This is a genomic window from Rugamonas rubra (genome assembly GCF_900114705.1).
GTDB lineage: Bacteria > Pseudomonadota > Gammaproteobacteria > Burkholderiales > Burkholderiaceae_D > Rugamonas > Rugamonas rubra.
Genome location: NZ_FOTW01000011.1, coordinates 113,201 through 131,383 on the forward strand (window position 1 = coordinate 113,201; position 18,183 = coordinate 131,383).

Consider the following 18,183-nt stretch of genomic DNA (forward strand, 5'->3'; position numbering starts at 1 on the left):
GGGCGCGGCGATTTGGCGGGGCGTGCGTCCAGGCCGTCGGCGCCGGCCCGACCTTGTCGCAAGGGCAATTCTGCGCTATGTTGGCGGCATGGAAAAGCTTGAGTACACAACTATTGTCGCGCAGGAAGACCCGGACACGGCGGACGCGTAAGGCGGGGTCAGTGCCGACATTCGGACACGACCTCAACAATGGCGCTCGGATGCCAGTAGCGCTTCGAATTTTTGTACGGCGCGGCCAACCGTCTTGTATGACACACCGAATTGTTCGCCGATCTGCCGCATGGTGAAGGCGGTCGAATAGTATGCCTGGGCCATCGCCTCGTCGCGACTGGCGTACTTCTTCTCGTACTCGCCCAGCGGCAAAGCGAGTGAACGTCTCTGCACTTTGGACACTGCGCGAATGAGATCTGGCTGTGGCGGTTGGCGATGGTGCGCGATGAAGGCCTCGTCGCCCAAGAGTACTTGGTGAGAAGTCTTGTTCAGGGGATTGGATAGGCCGTGGCCCGCAACAACAAAATTCTCATAGGCCGACATGGCTTCCTGGCGGGACGCGCCGAATTGATTGAGTAGCCAGTCGGTGTTCAGCCAAGTGGGTGCGGCTGTGCGACCCATCGTGAAATGGTGGCTACTCCATGGCCAGTCGCCCAGTTTTTTCACCACGTTCGCCCTCAAAGGATTCAGCACGATATAGCGCGCCAGCTCCAATAGGTAGCTGTCCTTCTGAACGAGGATGGCTTTATAGCGCCCTTGGAAAAGATGGCCGACTACCCCATGACGTCGGTTGAAGTGCTGCGAATACAGGCCGTTCAATTGCCGCATTCCCTGTGATAGGTTTCCTTCCCTGGTTTCAAGCAACAGATGGTAGTGGTTGCCCATTTGGCAGTAGGCATGGACCACGAAGTTAAATCTTGCGGCGGTCAATCCCATTATTTCTAACCAGGCGTATCGGTCGCCGGTATCGCAATAGATGTCCTCGCTACGATCGCCCCGTGAGGTGACGTGGTATAGCGCGCCGGGAAATTCCAGTCTGAGAGGTCGGGTCATTGTGTGAGCCTAACTGTAGGCCGAGCTGGCGGAGGTGATCCAGCTCAGGGAAATGGCAGTTTGGATTCTTAGCTACAGTCGAGCTCGTGTCCGAATGTCGGCACTGACCCCGCCGTTCTGAGGTCACAACTTGTGACCTCATTCCCGCTGGACTATTTGATGCACACCGCCCGCACCATCTTGATGTCGGTGATGCCCAGCAGCACCTTCTCGATGCCGTCCATCTTCAGCGTCAGCATGCCGTCCTCGAGCGCGGCGGCGAGCAGCTGGGCGACCCGGCTGTGCTCCTGCAGCAGGCGCTTGACCTTGTCCGTGCCGAGCATCAGCTCGTGCAGGCCGACGCGGCCCCGGTAGCCCTTGTTGCAGGCCGCGCAGCCGACGGCGCGGTACAGCGTGAAGCGGCCGTCGCGGTCGGCGTAGCGCTGGCGCCAGCCGGCCAGCACGGCGCCGCGCCCGGCCGCCGCGTCGGCCTGGAAGGCGGCGGTGTTGAGCAGCTCCTCGCAGTATTCGTCCAGCAGCAGCTCGAGCTCGGCGGCGTCCGGCTGGTAGGCCTGCTTGCAGTCGCCGCACAGGCGCTTGGCCAGCCGCTGCGCCAGGATGCCGAGCAGGGCGTCGGCGAAGTTGAACGGGTCCATGCCCATGTCGAGCAGGCGCACGATGGACTCGGGCGCGCTGTTGGTGTGCAGGGTGGCGAACACCAGGTGGCCGGTCAGCGAGGCTTCGATGCCCATGCCGACGGTCTCCTTGTCGCGCATCTCGCCGACCATGATGATGTCCGGGTCGGCGCGCAGGAAGGCGCGCATGACGGTGGCGAAGTCCATCCCCGCCTTGCGGTTGACCTGCACCTGGCGCAGCCCCTTCTGGGTGATCTCGACCGGGTCCTCGGCGGTCCAGATCTTGGTCTCGGGCGTGTTCAGGTGGTGCAGCACCGAGTGCAGCGTGGTGGTCTTGCCCGAGCCGGTCGGGCCGCAGACGAAGAACAGGCCGTAGGGCTTCTCGATGGCGCCGCGCAGCCGCGCCAGGTTGAACGGCAGCACGCCGAGCTGCTCGAGCGGGATCGGCTCGCCGGCCGCCAGGATGCGCATGACGATGTCCTCGACGCCGCCGGCCGAGGGGATGGTGGCGACGCGCAGCTCGATGTCGAGCGGGCCGTATTTCTTGAACTTGATCTTGCCGTCCTGCGGCTTGCGCCGCTCGGAGATGTCGAGGTCGCACATGATCTTGACGCGCGCCGCCAGCGCGCTGCGGTAGCTGGCCGGGATCTCGATGTAGGGCACCAGCGTGCCGTCCTTGCGGAAGCGGATGCCGGTCTTGCCCTTGCCCGGCAGCGGCTCGATGTGGATGTCGGAGACGCCCTGGCGGTAGGCGTCGACGATGATCTTGTTGAGCAGCTTGACCAGCTCGTTCTCGACCGCCTCGGACACCTCGCCGCCGCCGCCGTCCTCCTCGTCGTCGCCGTCCATGCCCGACAGCAGGTCGCCGACGCTGCCCGAGTCGGCGGCGGCGCCGTAGAACAGCTCGACCATCTGGCCGAACTCGCGGCCGCTGGTGACGCGGTAGTGCTCCTTGGCCTTGGGGAAGATCTGCTTGACGATGTGGGCCTGCGCCACCCGCTCCGGGTCGAGCGCCACCACCAGCAGGCCGTCCTTGCCGTCCTCCAGCGGCAGCCAGCCGTTCTCCTCGATGTACTGGCGCTTCAGGTGGCGCAGCAGCTCGACCGGCTTGAGCCGCTCGGCCCGGTGCGGCTCGTAGGGCACGCCGTAGAAGCCGGCCAGCGCGCGGCCCAGCGCGGCCGGCTTGAGCTGGAACTGCTCGACCAGCACTTCTTCGATGTCGCGCCCCTGCTGGCGCGCCGTGCGGGTGGCCTGCTCCAGCTCGGCGGCCGACAGCAGCGCCTCGGCGACCAGCCCGTCGTACTTGCCGCGCACCAGCTGCGGCGGCCCGAGGCGCTGGCTGAGGGCCACCGACAGCGTGTCGCACAACTGCTCGACGCCGTCGACGGCGATGGCGGGGAAGGGGCCGCCGCCCCGGTGGTTGATGAACTGCACCACGCCGAGCAGCTCGTGCGACTGCACCGCCAGCAGCGGCGCCACCAGCATCTGCCGGGTGCGGTAGCCGGTGCGCTGGTCGACGCCGCGCTGGAAGCGCAGCTCGGTCGAGTGGCGGCGCAGCTCGGCCTCGTCGTAGACGTCGGCCAGGTTGACGGTGCGCAGCGTCTGGGCGACGTAGCCGGCGATGCTGTGCGGACCGATCGGCAGCTTCAGGTCGCGGAAGGTGGTCAGCCCGGTCTTCACCTTGGAGACGATATGCTCGCCGTCGATGGCGTACAGGGTGAAGCGCTCGCAGTTGAACAGGTCGCAGAACTCCATGCCCAGGTCGAGCATGATCTCGTCGAGCTGCCGGGTGGCGTGGATCTTGGTGCTCACCGCCTGCAGCTTTTGGAGGAAGGCCAGGCGCAGGTCGAGCTCGCTGGGCGGGACGCGGTTGGCGGTGTCGTTCATGCTGGCACTCCTTGGCAGGGAAGGCGCGACAAGATGCGGAAAAGGCCCGACCGGCGGCCCGGATTGTGTAGTGTTGCGTTCTTGGGGGCGCAAATAAAAATGATGCGTTTGCCCGCCAGGCTAGGCGCACACCGGAGCGATAGCGGGCTATCGCGAGGATTTGCAACGACGCATGGCTGGCAAAGGCGCATTTTTATGCGCCAACAAGAACGTAACACTGCACTAGTGCAGCTCGACCTCCAGCCCCTCGTAGGCGAGGAACACCTGCAGCCCGCCGGGCAGCGGGGCGTGGCGGGCGATGACGTCGGCGAACACCGCCTCGAGCTCGTCGTCGCCGCGGGTCGGCTCGTGGTGGGTGCAGTACAGCCGCTTGGCGCCGGTGCGCGCCGCCAGCGCCAGCGCCGCGTCGAAGGTGCCGTGGCCCCAGCCCTGCTTGGCCGGATACTCCTCGCGGGTGTAGGAGCAGTCGACGATCAGCGCGTCGACGCCGCGCACCACGGCGTCGATGGCGGCGCTGCGCTGCTCGATGTGGGCCTGGTAGGCGGCGTGCTCGGGGTGGCCGGGCGGGTGGATGTTGTAGAAGGGCTCGTGGTCGCCGGTGAAGAAGAGCGAGCGGCCGTTGCACTCGACCCGGTAGCCGAGGTCGGTCACCGGGTGGTTCATCAGCACGTTGTGCACCACCGCGTCGCCCACGGCGATCGGCGCGCCGACGGCCAGGGTGGTGTATTCGATGGTGGCGTCCATCTGCGTCTCGCTGACCGGGAAGTAGCTGTTTTGCAACTGCACGCCCATCACGTGCTCGATGCCGTTGCCGGTCACCGGGTCGGTGGCGCCGTGCAGGCGCACCCGGCTGCCGCGGATGAACAGCGGCGAGAAGAAGGGCAGGCCGTGGATGTGGTCCCAGTGGCTGTGGGTGATGAAGATGTTGGCCTGCACCGGCGCGCGGCCGCGCGCCAGCAGCGACTGCGCCAGCGCGAAGATGCCGGTGCCGCCGTCGATGACGATCAAGGTGCCGTCGTCGCTGCGCACCTCGATGCAGGTGGTGTTGCCGCCGTAGCGCGCGGTGCGCGGCCCGGGCGAGGGGATGGAGCCGCGCACCCCCCAAAATTTGAATTTCATGCTGTGTCCCTGTCGCCCATGCGGCCCGTTCCCTCTATCGTTGTGGGTGCCGCCACGCGGGCGGCCCGATCTGTTGGCCCCGCCGCATCAACATGGTGGAATAGGCAAGGCGCGATCCCCCCGATCATAGCCTCTTTTTCGCCGCGCCTGCGGGCAAACTGCGCCCGGCCCGGCACAGTCGGTCCGTCCGGCGCGGCCGCGTGCGGCACAACAGGGGCGAATTCGGTGGCAAATTGCGACATGTCGAGCGACATTTCGCGGCCGCCGGCGCCGGCCGGCGCAATTGTCGATGTACAGGCGCTTGCGCTGCGGCTACACTTCCCATCAGCATGTCTAGGATTGCGATTTGTCAAATCCGCGGCCGCTTCCCCACCTCTACGGGCACGATCACCACCATGCAAGAGTTGAACCACATCCGGATCGCCGAGCGGCTGGACCTGTTGACCGAGCTCAGCGTCGAGCTGGGCAGCGGCCACGACGTCGACTCGCTGCTCGAGCGCATCCTGCTGGTGGCCAAGGGCATGACCGGCGCCGACGGCGGCACCCTGTACCGCCCCAGCGCCGACGGCCGCCAGCTGTGCTTCCACATCTCGGTCAACGACAGCCTGGGCCTGCGCCTGGGCGGCGCCAGCGGCGCGGCGGTCGACATCCCCGGCGTGCCGCTGTACGACGCCGCCGGCGAGAAGAACCTGGCCTCGGTGGCGGCCTACGCCGCCAACTTCGGCCAGTCGGTCAACATCGAGGACGTCTACCAGGCCGACGTCTTCAACTTCTCCGGCATGCGCTCGTTCGACCAGCACTACGGCTACCACTCGCAGTCCTTCCTGACGGTGCCGATGACCGACCACGAGGGCGAGCTGGTCGGCGTGCTGCAACTGATCAACGCCAAGGACGGCGAGAGCGGCGCCATCCACGCCTTCTCCAGCACCGACCAGCGCTTCATCGAGGCGCTGGCGGCGCAGGGCGCGGTGGCCATCACCAACCAGCGCCTGATCCTGCAGCTCGAGCAGCTGCTCGAGTCGCTGGTCAACCTGATCAACATCGGCATCGACGAGAAGTCGCCCTACACCGGGCGCCACTGCCAGTTCGTGCCGGAGCTGACCATGCTGCTGGCCGAGGCGGTGCACGACACCGAGAGCGGGCCGCTGGCCGAGTTCCGCATGAGCGAGGCCGACCGCAAGGAGCTGTGGCTGGCCGGCCTGCTGCACGACTGCGGCAAGATCACCACGCCGGTCCACGTGGTCGACAAGGCGACCAAGCTGGAGACCATCTTCGACCGCATCGGCATGATCGACACCCGCTTCGAGGTGCTGCGCCGCGACGCCGAGCTGGCCGCGCTGCGCGCCCAGTGCGGCGGCGCCGACCCGGCCGGCTGCGCCGCCGGGCTGGCGGCGCGCCTGGCCCAGCTCGACGGCGACCGCGACTTCCTGCGCCAGGCCAACATCGGCGGCGAGGGCATGGCGGCGGCCGACCAGCAGCGCGTGCGCGAGATCGCCGCCTACCGCTGGCGCGGCCCGGACGGCGGCGAGCAGGACTTCCTCTCGGCCGAGGAGGTGGCCAACCTGACGATCCGCTACGGCACCCTGACCGAGGCGGAGCGCAAGGTGATCAACAACCACATCGTGGTGACCATCCGCATGCTCGAGGCGCTGCCCTGGCCCAAGCATTTGCAGCACGTCGCCGAGTACGCCGGCGGCCACCACGAGCGGATGGACGGCAAGGGCTATCCGCGCGGCCTGGTCAAGGCGCAGATGTCGGTGCAGGCGCGGGTGATGGCGATCGCCGACATCTTCGAGGCGCTGACGGCGCGCGACCGGCCCTACAAGAAGGGCAAGACGCTGTCGGAGTCGCTGCGCATCCTCGGCAACTTCAGCCTGAACGGCCACATCGACCCCGACCTGTTCGACATCTTCATCCGCCGCAAGGTGTACCAGGCCTTCGCCGACAAGAACATGGACCCGCGCCAGATCGACGCCGTCGACGAGGCGCTGATCCCGGGCTACCGGCCCTAGCCCGATGGCGCGTCCGCACACGACAGGGGAGGCCGCTTGCGCCTGATCCCGCCCCGCTGGGCCAAGCGGCTGCGCAAGCACGGCGCGCGCTGGGCGCTGGGCCTGCTGCTGACCGCGCTGGCGGCGCTGTACACGCTGGACTACCTGCCGCTGGCGGCGCCGGCCCACCTCGACACCTTCCTGTCGGACCAGCGCATGCGGCTCGAGCCGGCCGTGCTCGACCCGCGGGTGGTGATCGTCGACATCGACGAGAAGAGCCTGAGCGAGGTCGGCCGCTTCCCCTGGAGCCGCGACGTGATGGCGCGCCTGGTGGCGCGGCTGGCCGGGCACTACCAGGCCGGCGCGATCGGCTTCGACATCTCCTTCCCCGAGCCGGACACCTCGTCCGGCTACGCCGTGCTGCAGCGCCTGGCGCAGGGGCGGCTCAAGGACGTGGCCGGCTTCGAGGCCAGCCTGGCCGGGCTGAAGGCCGAGCTGGACTACGACGGCCTGCTGGCGGCGGCCATCGCCGGGCGCCCGGTGGTGCTCGGCTACAACGTGTCGGACAAGCAGCTCAAGGGCGTGCTGCCGGCGCCGGCCTTCACCGTCGCCGGGCTCAACGGGCGCGCCGTCAGCGCCTACACGGCGCGCGGCTACGAGGCCAACATCGCCCGCCTGCAGCAGGCCGCGCGCGGCGCCGGCATCTTCACGGCGATGACCGACGGCGACGGCGTGGTGCGCTCGTCGACCCTGCTGCAGCGCATCGGCGACGGCTACTACCCCTCGCTGTCGCTGGCCGTCTGCGCCGTCTACCTGAACGCGCGCGCCATCGCGCCGTATTTCGACGAGACCGCCGACAGCCTGTCCGCCGCCGAGCTCGACAACGGCGGCCTGGACTACATCAGCCTGTTCGTCGACGGCCCGCGCGGCAGGGGGCAGATCGGCATCCCGGTCGGCGAGGGGCTGACCACCACGGTGCAGTTCCGCGGCCGGGGCGGACCGGAGGGCGGCGCCTTCCGCTACGTGTCGGCGGCCGACGTGCTGGCCGGCAAGGTCGCGCCGGCCCTGCTGAAGGACGCCATCGTGCTGGTCGGCACCACCGCGCCCGGCCTCAACGACGTGCGCGCCACCCCGGTCAACGCCGAGTACCCGGGGGTCGAGGTGCACGCCAACCTGATCAAGTCGATCCTCGACAACAGCTTCAAGTCGCGCCCCTCCTACGCCCTGGCGCTGGAGTTCCTGCAGGTGGTGGCGCTGGGCCTGCTGCTGACGGCGGCGCTGGCCGTGCTGTCGCCGCTGCCCTCGGTGCTGCTGGCGCTGGCGGCGACGGCCGCCGTCGTCGGCTTCAACTACTACCTGTACAGCGCGCAGGACGCCGTGCTCAACATGGCCGCCGCGCTGCTGTTGGTGTCCGCGCTGTTCATCGTCAACCTGGCCTGGGGCTATTTCTTCGAGGTGCGCCGCGGCCGCGCGCTGGTGTCGCGCTTCGGCGAGTACGTCGCCCCCGAGCTGGTCGCCGAGATGGCCGACGACCCGGAAAAATACACCATGGAGGGCGAGAGCCGCGAGCTGACCGTGTTGTTCGTCGACGTGCGCGGCTTCACCACCATCTCCGAGGGGCTGACGCCGAAGGCGCTGCGCGAATACATCAACCTGTACCTGACGGCGATGTCGGAGGACATCCGCGACAGCCACCGCGGCACCCTCGACAAGTACATCGGCGACGCCGTCATGGCATTCTGGGGCGCGCCGGTGGCCTTCGCCGACCACGCCAGCCGGGCCGTCGCCACGGCGCTGCTGATGCAGGCCAGCGCGGCGCGGCTGAACCTGGACTTCATCGCGCGCGGCTGGCCGCCTTTGAGGATCGGCATCGGCGTCAACAGCGGCCTGATGCACGTGGGCGACATGGGCTCGAAGATCCGCCGCGCCTACACGGTGATGGGCGACGCGGTCAACCTCGGTTCGCGGCTGGAGGGCATCACCAAGGTCTACGGCGTCGGCATCGCGGTGGGCGAGTCGACGCGGGCGGCGGCGCCGGAGTTCGCCTACCGCGAGCTGGACCTGGTGCGCGTCAAGGGCAAGCACGAGCCGGTCGCCATCTACGAGCCGCTGGCGCCGGCGGACCAGCTCGACGCCGCCACCTTGGCCGAGCTGGCGCGCTGGGACGCGGCGCTGGCCGCCGTGCGGGCGCAGGACTGGGACCAGGCCGAGCGCCTGCTGGCCGAGCTGGGCGCGGCGGCGCCCGAGCGCGGCCTGTACGCGCTGTACGCCGGCCGCGTGGCGTGGTTGCGCGCCCACCCGCCCGGCCCCGGCTGGGACGGCGTGACCACCTTCGACACCAAGTGAGGTAAGATTGGCGGCATGCTAAGGCTGATTGAAGGGAAACTTGTATGAAGCCATCCATTGCCCTGCAACTGCATCGCGAAGCCATCCGGCGCATCGTCGCGTCTCACCGCGCCGGCAATGCCCGCGTCTTCGGTTCCGTGGTACATGGCAACGACACCGAGAACAGCGATCTCGACATCCTGATCGACCCGACGTCTGAAACGACCTTGTTCGATATCGGCGCCATCCGGCACGAGTTGTTGCAACTGCTGGGCGTTCCTGTCGACGTGTTGACGCCGAAGTCGCTCCCCGAAAAATTCCGTTTCGCCGTGCTTGCCGAGGCGTTGCCGGTATGAGCCGCGACCAGCAACGGCTGGTTGATTACTTGGCGCATATTCTCCAAGCCATCGAGCGTGTCGGTCGCTATACCGAACTGATGGACGAGTTGACGTTTTTGAACAACGAACTGGTGCAAGACGCCGTGATTCGCAATTTTGAAATCATTGGCGAAGCGAGCAACAACGTGGAGCGACATTTCCCCGACTTCGCGGCGAGCCATCCAGAATTGCCGTTGGCTTTCGCATACCAAATGCGTAACGCGGTGGCACATGGCTACTTCAAGGTGGACTTCGAAATCGTCTGGAAGACGATTCAGAACGACCTGCCAGGATTGCGAAGATTAGTGAGTACGTTGGCAAATGACTTGTCAAACGATAACGCTATGTCGAGGCCGAGGCCGTAGTCATATCGCCGCGCCGCCCGCAGTGCGTCTGCCTCGACAACCCGGGGATCGCACGGAAGTTGCTGGCGAGGCGGGCAAAGCAGGCTAGACTCCGGCTAACAACAATTTCCTCCGGGCTAGTTTTGCGCGATGGCGCCGGCCGGCAGGACTCGGCCGTGCCCGCGGCCCGTCCCGCCCGGCAAAGCCGCCGGGCCGCTTCCTCGCGCCGCAGCAGGCGCGCAGCAGCATGGCGTCGCCGGCCGCCTTGTTTTTGAGATGGCGCAAGCGCTTCGTCACAATTGAAAAGTGTTGCCTCTGGACACTAAATGCAAGGCGGGAGGGGTTTTTCCGTGCCCCACTATGCTAGCATCGGAGCAGGCAACTTCATCCACAGCGCAAGAAAATCCATGACCCGACATTTGACACTGCACCTGCTGAGCTTGCTCGCGGGCTCCCTGCTGGCCACCGCGTCGGCGCCGGGCTGGAGCGCCGGGGCCGACGCGCCCATCCGTTTCGACATCAGCCGTTTCGACGTCAGCGGCAACACCCTGCTGCCGGCGGCGCAGATCGAGCAGCTGCTGGCCCGCTACACCGGCAAGGAGCGCGACTTCGGCGACGTCCAGCGCGCCCTCGAGGCGCTCGAGGCGGCCTACCACGCGCGCGGCTACAAGGTGGTCACCGTCGAACTGCCGGAGCAGGAGCTGAACCGGGGCGTGGTGCGCTTCAAGGTGGTGCAGACCAGCATCGGCCGGGTCGGCGTGAAGAACAACCAGCACTTCGACGAGGCCAACATCCGCCGCAGCCTGCCGGCGCTGCGGGAGGGCCAGGTGCCCGACCTGGGACAGATTTCCACCGAGCTCAGGCTGGCCAACGAGAACCCGGCCAAAAAGGTCAACCTGAAGCTGCAAAGCGGCGAGCGCGACGACGAGGTCGACGCCGTGCTGGAGGTGGCCGACGAGCGCCGCTGGAAGGCCATGCTCAACCTGGACAACACCGGCAGCGAGCAGACCGGCAAAACCCACGCCGGCGTGGTGCTGCAGCACGCCAACCTGTGGGGCCGCGACCACGTCGCCAGCCTGCAATACACCACCACGCTGGAACACCCCAGCCGGGTCAAGGTGTACGGCGCCGGCTACCACATCCCCCTGTACGCGCTGGGCGACGCGCTCGACCTGTACGCCAGCTATTCGAACGTCGACTCGGGCACCGTCAGCGCCGGCGTGTTCGACCTGGCCGTCAGCGGCAAGGGCGCGGTGTACGGCGCGCGCTACACCCACAACCTGGCCAAGCGCGGCAACTACGAGTCGCGCCTGCTCTACGGCGTCGACTACAAGGCCTTCAAGAACAGCGTCGAGCTGCTCGGCCAGCAGCTCGGCAACGACGTCACGGTGCGCCCGCTGAGCCTGGGCTACCTGGGCATCTGGACGCTGGACAAGGGCGAGGCCAGCGCCTCGCTGACCCTGCTGCGCAACATTTCCGGCGGCGCGAACGGCGGCCAAGGCGCCTTCACGCTGGCGCGCGCCGGCGCCAGGGCGGACTACACGGCGCTGCGCTTGGCCGCCAGCGCCAGCCGCGCCCTGGCCGGCGACTGGCAGCTGCGCGCCATCGTCAACGGCCAGTACAGCGCCGACGCGCTGATCCCCGGCGAGCAGTTCGGCGCCGGCGGTTCGAGCTCGGTGCGCGGCTTCGCCGAGCGCGAGATCTCCAACGACAGCGGCCTGGGCGCCAACCTGGAGGCCTACACGCCCAACCTGTGCGCCGGCAGGGAGGGCTGGAACTGCCGCCTGCTGGCCTTCTACGACAACGCCTGGGTGCGCCGCAGCCACGCCCTGCCGGGCGAGTTGGACAGCACCTCGATCGCCAGCGCCGGCCTCGGCCTGCGCTGGCTGGTCGGCAACAACCTCAATCTGCAAATCGACTACGGCCATGTGCTGCGGGCCGGCGCCACCGCGCGCGCCGACGCCAACCGTCTGCATCTGCGCCTCGGCCTGTCTTACTAGGCGGCCCGGCCACACCAGGACACGATGATGAAAAACCTCTACAGCCAGCACCCCCTCCGGTCCGCCAACACGGCGGCCTCCCTGCATCTGCGCCGCAAACTGCTGGCGGTGGTGGTGGCGGCCTGCTTCAGCACGGCGCAGGCCAACCCCGTCTCGCCGCAGGTGGTGCACGGCCAGGCCACGTTCAACCAGCAGGGCGCGCTGTTCTCGATCACCAACACGCCCAACACCATCATCGACTGGAAGAGCTTTTCAATCAATCCGGGCGAGCTGACCCGTTTCATCCAGCAGGGCGGCGACAGCCGGGTGCTCAACCGCATCACCGGCCAGGACCCCAGCCAGATCCTCGGCGCGCTGCAGTCGAACGGCAAGGTGTTCCTGATCAACCCGAACGGCGTGCTGTTCGGCAAGGACTCGCGGGTCGACGTCAACGGCCTGGTGGCCTCCAGCCTGGCGATCTCCAACGCCGACTTCCTGGCCGGCAAGAACAACTTCGTCGCCGGCGCCAACGCCGGCAAGGTGGCCAACGCCGGCGCCATCACCACGCCGGGCGGCGGCCAGATCTTCCTGCTGGCGCCCGAGGTGGAGAACAACGGCCTGGTCACCGCGCCCAACGGCGAGGTGGTGCTGGCGGCCGGGCGCAGCGTGCAGCTGGTCGACTCGAGCAATCCGGACGTGCGCGTGCTGCTGGCGGCGCCGGCCGACCGCGCCCTGAACCTGGGCGCCATCGTCGCCAGCGGCGGCCGGGTCGGCATCTACGGCGCGCTGGTCAGCCAGCGCGGCAGCATCAACGCCGACACGGCGGTGCGCGGCGCGCAGGGCCAGATCATCCTCAAGGCCAGCGGCAGCACGCTGCTCGAGGCCGGCAGCAGCACCAGCGCCGTCAACGCGGCGGGGCAGGGCGGCCACATCGAGCTGCTGGGCCGCCAGGTCGGCCTGAACGGCAACGCCCTGGTCGACGCCAGCGGCGCGGCCGGCGGCGGCAGCGTGCTGGTCGGCGGCGACTACCAGGGCGCCAACGCGGCTGTGCAGAACGCGCAGCAGACCTTCGTCGCGCCGGCGGCGCAGATCCGCGCCGACGCGCTGGCGCGCGGCGACGGCGGCAAGGTGGTGGTGTGGGGCGACGCGGCCACGCGCATGCACGGCGCCATCTCGGCGCGCGGCGGCGCGGCCGGCGGCAACGGCGGCCTGGTGGAAACCTCGGGCCATTATCTGGACGTGGCCGGCGCCAGAGTCGACGCCGGCGCGCCGGCCGGCGCGCGCGGCCGCTGGCTGCTCGACCCCTACGACATCGAGGTGGTGCTCGCCAACGGCAGCGCCTCGCTGGCCGACGTGGCGCTGTTCGCCAATCCGCCGTCGACCGGCCCCAGCCAGGTGAACGCCGCGCTGCTGTCGGCCGCGACCGCCGACGTGGTGCTGCAGGCCAACCACGACATCACCTTCAGCAGCGCCGTGACGATCGTCAACCCCGGCACGGGCTTGACGGCGCTGGCCGGCAACGACATCAACGTCAACGCCGCCATCAGCAGCGCCGGCGGCGCCATCACCTTGCGCGCCAACGACGCCGGCGGCAGCGAACACGGCAGCGGCGCGTTGACGATCAACGCCGGCGGCGCCATCGCCAGCGGCGGCGGCAACCTCAACCTGAGCGGCAGCAACGTCAGCATTCTCGACGCGCTGACGCTGGGCGGCGGCGCGCTGGCCGTGACGGCGAGCGAGGCGAACGGCGGCATCGTCGTGGGCAGCAACGGCAACATCAGCGGCGTGGCGAGCGCCACCCTGCTGGCCGACAACATGACCCTGGGCCACGGCATCGACGCCGGCGGCAACAGCGGCAGCGGCAGCGTCACCCTGGCGCCGCTCACGAGCGGGCGCGCCATCACGCTGGGCGGCAAGGCCGGCGGCACGCTGGGTCTGGAGTCGGGCGAGCTGAGCGGCATTTCCAGCCACACCCTGACCTTGGGCAACGGCAGCGCCGGCGCCATCGCCAGCGCCGCCAACCTGGGCCTGGACGACCTGGTCGACCTGAACCTGATCAGCGGCGCCGCCATCACGCTGAACCACAACATCACCCTGGGCGACGCCAACGCCACGCTGGGCGCCATCGCCGGCGGCGGCGTGCTGACGGTGGGCGGCGGCGCGCAGCTGCAGGCGCCGAGCATCGCCCTGCGCGCCGACCAGATGACGCTGGGCGGCGCCCTGAGCGCGGCCACCGTCAAGCTCGACACCTACGCCAGCGCCAGCGTCATCAACGTCGGCAACGGCGCCGTCGACGGCACGGGCGTGCTCGGCCTGAGCGAGGCAGAATTGAAGACCAGCAGCGGCGCCAACCTGGCCATCGGCGGCTATGGCGGCCACTACGGCGCGCTAACCGTGGTCGGCACGCTGAATTTGGGCGAGAGCGGCGGCAGCGCGCAGAGCAAGCTGAGCCTGACGGGCGGCAGCATCGCCGTCAACGGCGCCGTCACGCTGCAGGGCGCGCTGGCCCTGCACGCCATCGGCGAGGGCGGCGCCATCACGCAAAGCGCGGCGATCAACGCCGCCAGCCTGTCCGCCATCGGCGCGGCGGTCACGCTGAACGGCAACAACACGGTGGGCCACGTGTCCGGCCACAGCACCGAGGGGGCCTTCCAGTTCAAAACCGGCGGCGCCTTGACGGTCGACAGCGGCAGCGAGTTCAGCGGCATCAGCGGCGCCACCGGCGTCACCCTGGCGGCCGGCTCGATCGAGCAGAACCCGTATGCGCCGGTGGTGACCCCGCAGCTGACTCTGCTGACGGCGGGCCAGGTCCACCTGGGCAGCATCTCCAACCAGATCGCCGCGCTGACGGCGGAGAACGTCAGCTTGCTCAGCCTGAGCAACCTCGGCGCGCTGACCCTGGGCGCGGTCAGCCTGAACAACAACAACGACACCTACCTGAACATCAGCACCAGCGGCCAGCTGAAGGTCGAGCAGGCGCTGTCGAGCCACGGCGCCAATGTGCAGCTGAGCGGCGATAGCATCGTGGTCGGCAACAGCACCACGCCGGGCGCGGCCAGCGTCACCGGTGGCAACACCACACTCAGCGCGACGGGCAGCGGCGGCATCAGCCTGGCCAGCGGCGCCAGCGTGTCCGGCGCCAACATCACCTTCCACGCCGACCGCGTCGTGCTCGATTCCGGCGCGGCCGTGCACGGCGTGATGCCGTACAGCGCCGCGGAGGGTTTCTACCCCAGCGTCAATTTCGTCACCCACAGCAACAGCCGCCCGATCGAGCTCGGCGCCACCGCCAGCGACGGCGAGGGCGGCCGGCTGGCGCTGACCGACACGATGCTGAAAACCATCACCGGTGCCGGCATCGGCATCGGCCAGAGCGGCCACACCGGCGGCATAGCCGTGGTCGGCGCGCTCGACCTGAGCGGCGCGGCCAACACCGCCCACAAGTTGACGCTGCAAACGGAGGGCAACCTGACGGTGGGCGGCGCCATCACCACCGGCGGCGGCATCGGCCTGGAGGCGGGCGGCGTGCTGAGCAACAACAGCATGCTGAGCGCGTCCTACGTCTCCCTGCGCGGCGACAACATTGTGCTCGGCGGCAGCGCCGGCCAGGGCATCCTCGCCACCGGCGGGGTGGTCGAACTGGCCACCCGCTCCGCCGGCATGGCGGCCGAACTGGGCACCGACACGGCCAGCGGCGACAAGCTGCGCCTGTCGAGCGCCGGCCTGGCCAGCATCAGCGCCGCCAAGCTGCACATCGCGGCCGACGGCAATCTCGACGTGCTCGGCACGCTGTCGATGCCGGCCAGCGTGCTCAGCCTGACCAGCCAGGGCAGGATCACCATCGGCCAGGCGATCACCACCGACGTGCTCAAGCTCAAGTCAAACGAGCTGAGCATCGGCGACACCGTCACCGCCAACCTGGTCAGCATGTCGCCCGCCACCAGCGGGCGCGGCATCGTCGTCGGCGCCGCCTGCGCCACCGGCCCCTGCCTGTCGATCACCGACCTGTCGCGCCTGAACGCCGCCACCGTCGGCATCGGCTCGACCGACAACAACATCCTGACCGGCGACATCAACGTCGCCGGCATCACCGTCGGCGTCAGCGCGTCGACCGACCGCAACGCCACCACCACCCGCATCGGCCTGCTGGGCAACGGCCAGATCAGCCAGAGCGGGCCGATCGAGGTGCGCGACCTGGGCATCGAGACCAACGGCACGGTGAGCCTGGTCAACACCGGCAACAAGGTGCAAAACCTGGCGGCGCACCAGAGCGGCAACGGCAACCACTTCAGCTTCGTCAACAACCGCAGCCTGGCCATCGCCCGCCTGATCGGCGGCGGCAATGCCGACTCGCAGTCGTACGATGTCGACGGCGTCTACTCGCAGGGCAACGTGTCGCTGGCCATCGCCAGCGGCGCGCTGAGCGGCGCCATCACCCGCGCCGACGGTTCGATCGTGCCCGGCGGCAGTATCACCGCCGCCGCGCTGACGCTCGACGCCACCCAGGGCATCGGCACGGCCGCCGCGCCGCTGCTGACCCAGGTGTCCGAGTTGACGGCCGAGAACAAGGCCGGCGGCCACAGCACGGCGACGATCAACATCACCAACGTCAACAACCCGCACCACCAGGCCGAGGGGCGGCCGGTCGAGCTGCTCGTGCACAAGCTGTGGCAGACCGACGTGACGACGCCGAACGACGGCGCCATCACGCTCGACAACACCGGCGGCGTGGTCGTCGCCGTCGGCGACGGCATCAAGACCGGCGCCGGCGCGATCACCGTGCAAACCCACAGTCCGCTGACCGTGCTGGGCGGTGTTACCTCGACGTCGGGCAACATCCACCTGACGGCAGGCGGGCCGAGCAACGCCACCGACGACATCTTGACCATCTCCGGCAGTGTTGCCTCGGGCAGCGGCAACATCGCGCTGGCCGCCGGCCACAGCATCATCGGCGTCACCAACAGCACCGTGCACAGCAGCAGTGGCCAGGTCAGCAGCGCGCCGAACCAAAACGTGCCGGCGCCGACCCCCACGCCGACGCCGACCCCCACGCCGACGCCGGACCCGACCCCCACGCCGACCCCCGAGCCGACCCCGACTCCGGTGCCGACGCCAACGCCGGTGCCGACGCCAACGCCGGTCCCGACGCCCGTGCCCACGCCAGTGCCAACGCCAGTACCAACGCCGGTGCCAACGCCGGTGCCAACGCCGGTGCCCGTGCCGACGCCGGTACCAACCCCGGTACCAACGCCGGTACCGGTGCCAACACCGGTGCCAACCCCCACCCCGACCCCCACCCCCACGCCGCCACCGTCGGCCGACATTTGCACGATCGCGCCGAACTCGGCGCTGTGCCAGGTGCTGTCGCCGCCAACGGCCAGCGAGCCGGTCAAGCCGGTGCAGCTGGCCGGCAACGAGATCATCAAGACCGTCACCGCCAGCACGCCGCGTTATGACGCTCCGGTGGGCTTGGGCCAGGGCGGCTCGTCCGGCGCCGGCTCCGGCAGCAGCAGCGGCGGCGGCACCGGCAGCAGCGGCGGCGCCGCCACCGCCAGCACGCCGGACGACAGCAAGTCCGACAAGAAATCGGACACCAAAGAAACCGCAAGCAACGAAAAAACCGGAACGAAAAATGAACCAGTTAAAAAAATGTATTGCAATTAGGGCCTGGCTGCTGCTGGTCTTGTGCTGCTGCGGCTCGCTGGCGCTGGCGGCCCAGGTCGCCGGTACGGTGACCCAGCTGAGCGGCCCGCTGCTGGCGCGCAAGGCCGACGGCGCCGTCAAGATCCTCTCGCTCAAGTCCGAGGTGGAGAGCGGCGACACCCTGGTGACGGAGAAGAACACCTACGCCCTAGTCAAGTTCATCGACAACAGCGAGATCACGCTCAAGCCCGGCACCACCTTCAAGATCGACAACTTCTCCTTCGACGCCGGCAAGCCGGGCGGCGACGCCGCCTCGTTCAGCCTGGTCAAGGGCGGCTTGCGCTCGCTGACCGGCCTGCTCGGCAAACGCAGCAAGGAGCGCTTCGAACTGAAGACGCCGAGCGCCACCATCGGCATCCGCGGCACCACCTTCATCGCCGAGTGGGAGCCCGAGGCGGAGGTCAGTGTCGCCGCGCGCCAGGCCTGGCGCATGGCCAGCACCGCCGCACTGGGCGGCAGCGACGCCGCGCCGCTGATGCCGCTGCGGCCGCTGCCGCCATTGCCATCATTGTTGCTGGCACAGGGGCCGCTGCCGCCGTCGCCGGGGGCGCGGGCGCCCGGCCTGTACGTGCAGGTGATCGACGGCCTGATCCATGTGGCCAATCCCGCCGGCACGAGCAATTTTAGCGCCGGCCAGTTCGGCTTCACCCCCTCGTTCAAGGCGCCGCCGGTGCTCTTGCCGACCAATCCCGGCATCCAGTTCACGCCGCCGGCGGCCTTCAGCGCGCCCACCAACGGCAGCGCGGCCAACGGCGGCAACAAAGCAAAAACCGTCGACTGCGAAGTACGCTGAGCGGGGT

10 protein-coding genes are annotated in these 18,183 nt (G+C 68.8%); 7 read left to right on the top strand and 3 right to left on the bottom strand.

The features are described from left to right. Positions 1-183: 183 nt before the first annotated feature. The 3 genes from BM252_RS12555 to BM252_RS12565 form a co-directional block, all read right to left on the bottom strand. Complete coding sequence (locus BM252_RS12555) at positions 184-1,044, bottom strand: transposase (RefSeq protein ID WP_093387874.1); 861 nt, start codon at positions 1,042-1,044, stop codon at positions 184-186. Between the two features lie 152 nt (positions 1,045-1,196). Next, on the bottom strand, positions 1,197-3,545 hold the full coding sequence (locus BM252_RS12560; RefSeq protein ID WP_093387876.1) for a GspE/PulE family protein: 2,349 nt from the start codon (positions 3,543-3,545) through the stop codon (positions 1,197-1,199). 222 nt (positions 3,546-3,767) lie between these two features. Further along, complete coding sequence (locus tag BM252_RS12565) at positions 3,768-4,664, bottom strand: MBL fold metallo-hydrolase (RefSeq protein WP_093387877.1); 897 nt, start codon at positions 4,662-4,664, stop codon at positions 3,768-3,770. Positions 4,665-5,059: 395 nt separating this feature from the next. On the opposite strand from BM252_RS12565, the gene BM252_RS12570 reads away from it, so the two are divergent. From BM252_RS12570 to BM252_RS12610, 7 genes are all read left to right on the top strand, one after another. Next, positions 5,060-6,676 carry an HD family phosphohydrolase gene (locus BM252_RS12570; protein ID WP_093387879.1) on the top strand — a complete coding sequence of 539 codons (1,617 nt, stop codon included), beginning with the start codon at positions 5,060-5,062 and terminating at the stop codon, positions 6,674-6,676. 36 nt (positions 6,677-6,712) lie between these two features. After that, positions 6,713-9,001 carry a CHASE2 domain-containing protein gene (locus tag BM252_RS12575; protein WP_093387880.1) on the top strand — a complete coding sequence of 763 codons (2,289 nt, stop codon included), beginning with the start codon at positions 6,713-6,715 and terminating at the stop codon, positions 8,999-9,001. A 44-nt stretch (positions 9,002-9,045) separates the two neighbouring features. Then, positions 9,046-9,336 carry a nucleotidyltransferase family protein gene (locus tag BM252_RS12580; protein WP_093387882.1) on the top strand — a complete coding sequence of 97 codons (291 nt, stop codon included), beginning with the start codon at positions 9,046-9,048 and terminating at the stop codon, positions 9,334-9,336. Then, positions 9,333-9,722, top strand: a complete 390-nt coding sequence (locus BM252_RS12585) for a HepT-like ribonuclease domain-containing protein (RefSeq protein WP_093387883.1) — start codon at positions 9,333-9,335, stop codon at positions 9,720-9,722. Before BM252_RS12580 ends, BM252_RS12585 begins: the two co-directional genes overlap by 4 nt. A gap of 386 nt (positions 9,723-10,108) precedes the next feature. Further along, positions 10,109-11,701 carry a ShlB/FhaC/HecB family hemolysin secretion/activation protein gene (locus BM252_RS12590; protein WP_093387885.1) on the top strand — a complete coding sequence of 531 codons (1,593 nt, stop codon included), beginning with the start codon at positions 10,109-10,111 and terminating at the stop codon, positions 11,699-11,701. A gap of 27 nt (positions 11,702-11,728) precedes the next feature. Beyond that, a complete protein-coding gene (locus tag BM252_RS31655) occupies positions 11,729-17,344 on the top strand; it encodes a two-partner secretion domain-containing protein (RefSeq protein ID WP_245774228.1) in 5,616 nt (1,871 codons plus the stop codon). Next, positions 17,313-18,176 carry a FecR family protein gene (locus BM252_RS12610; RefSeq protein ID WP_093387886.1) on the top strand — a complete coding sequence of 288 codons (864 nt, stop codon included), beginning with the start codon at positions 17,313-17,315 and terminating at the stop codon, positions 18,174-18,176. The genes BM252_RS31655 and BM252_RS12610 overlap by 32 nt, the downstream gene beginning before the upstream one ends. Positions 18,177-18,183 lie beyond the last annotated feature (7 nt).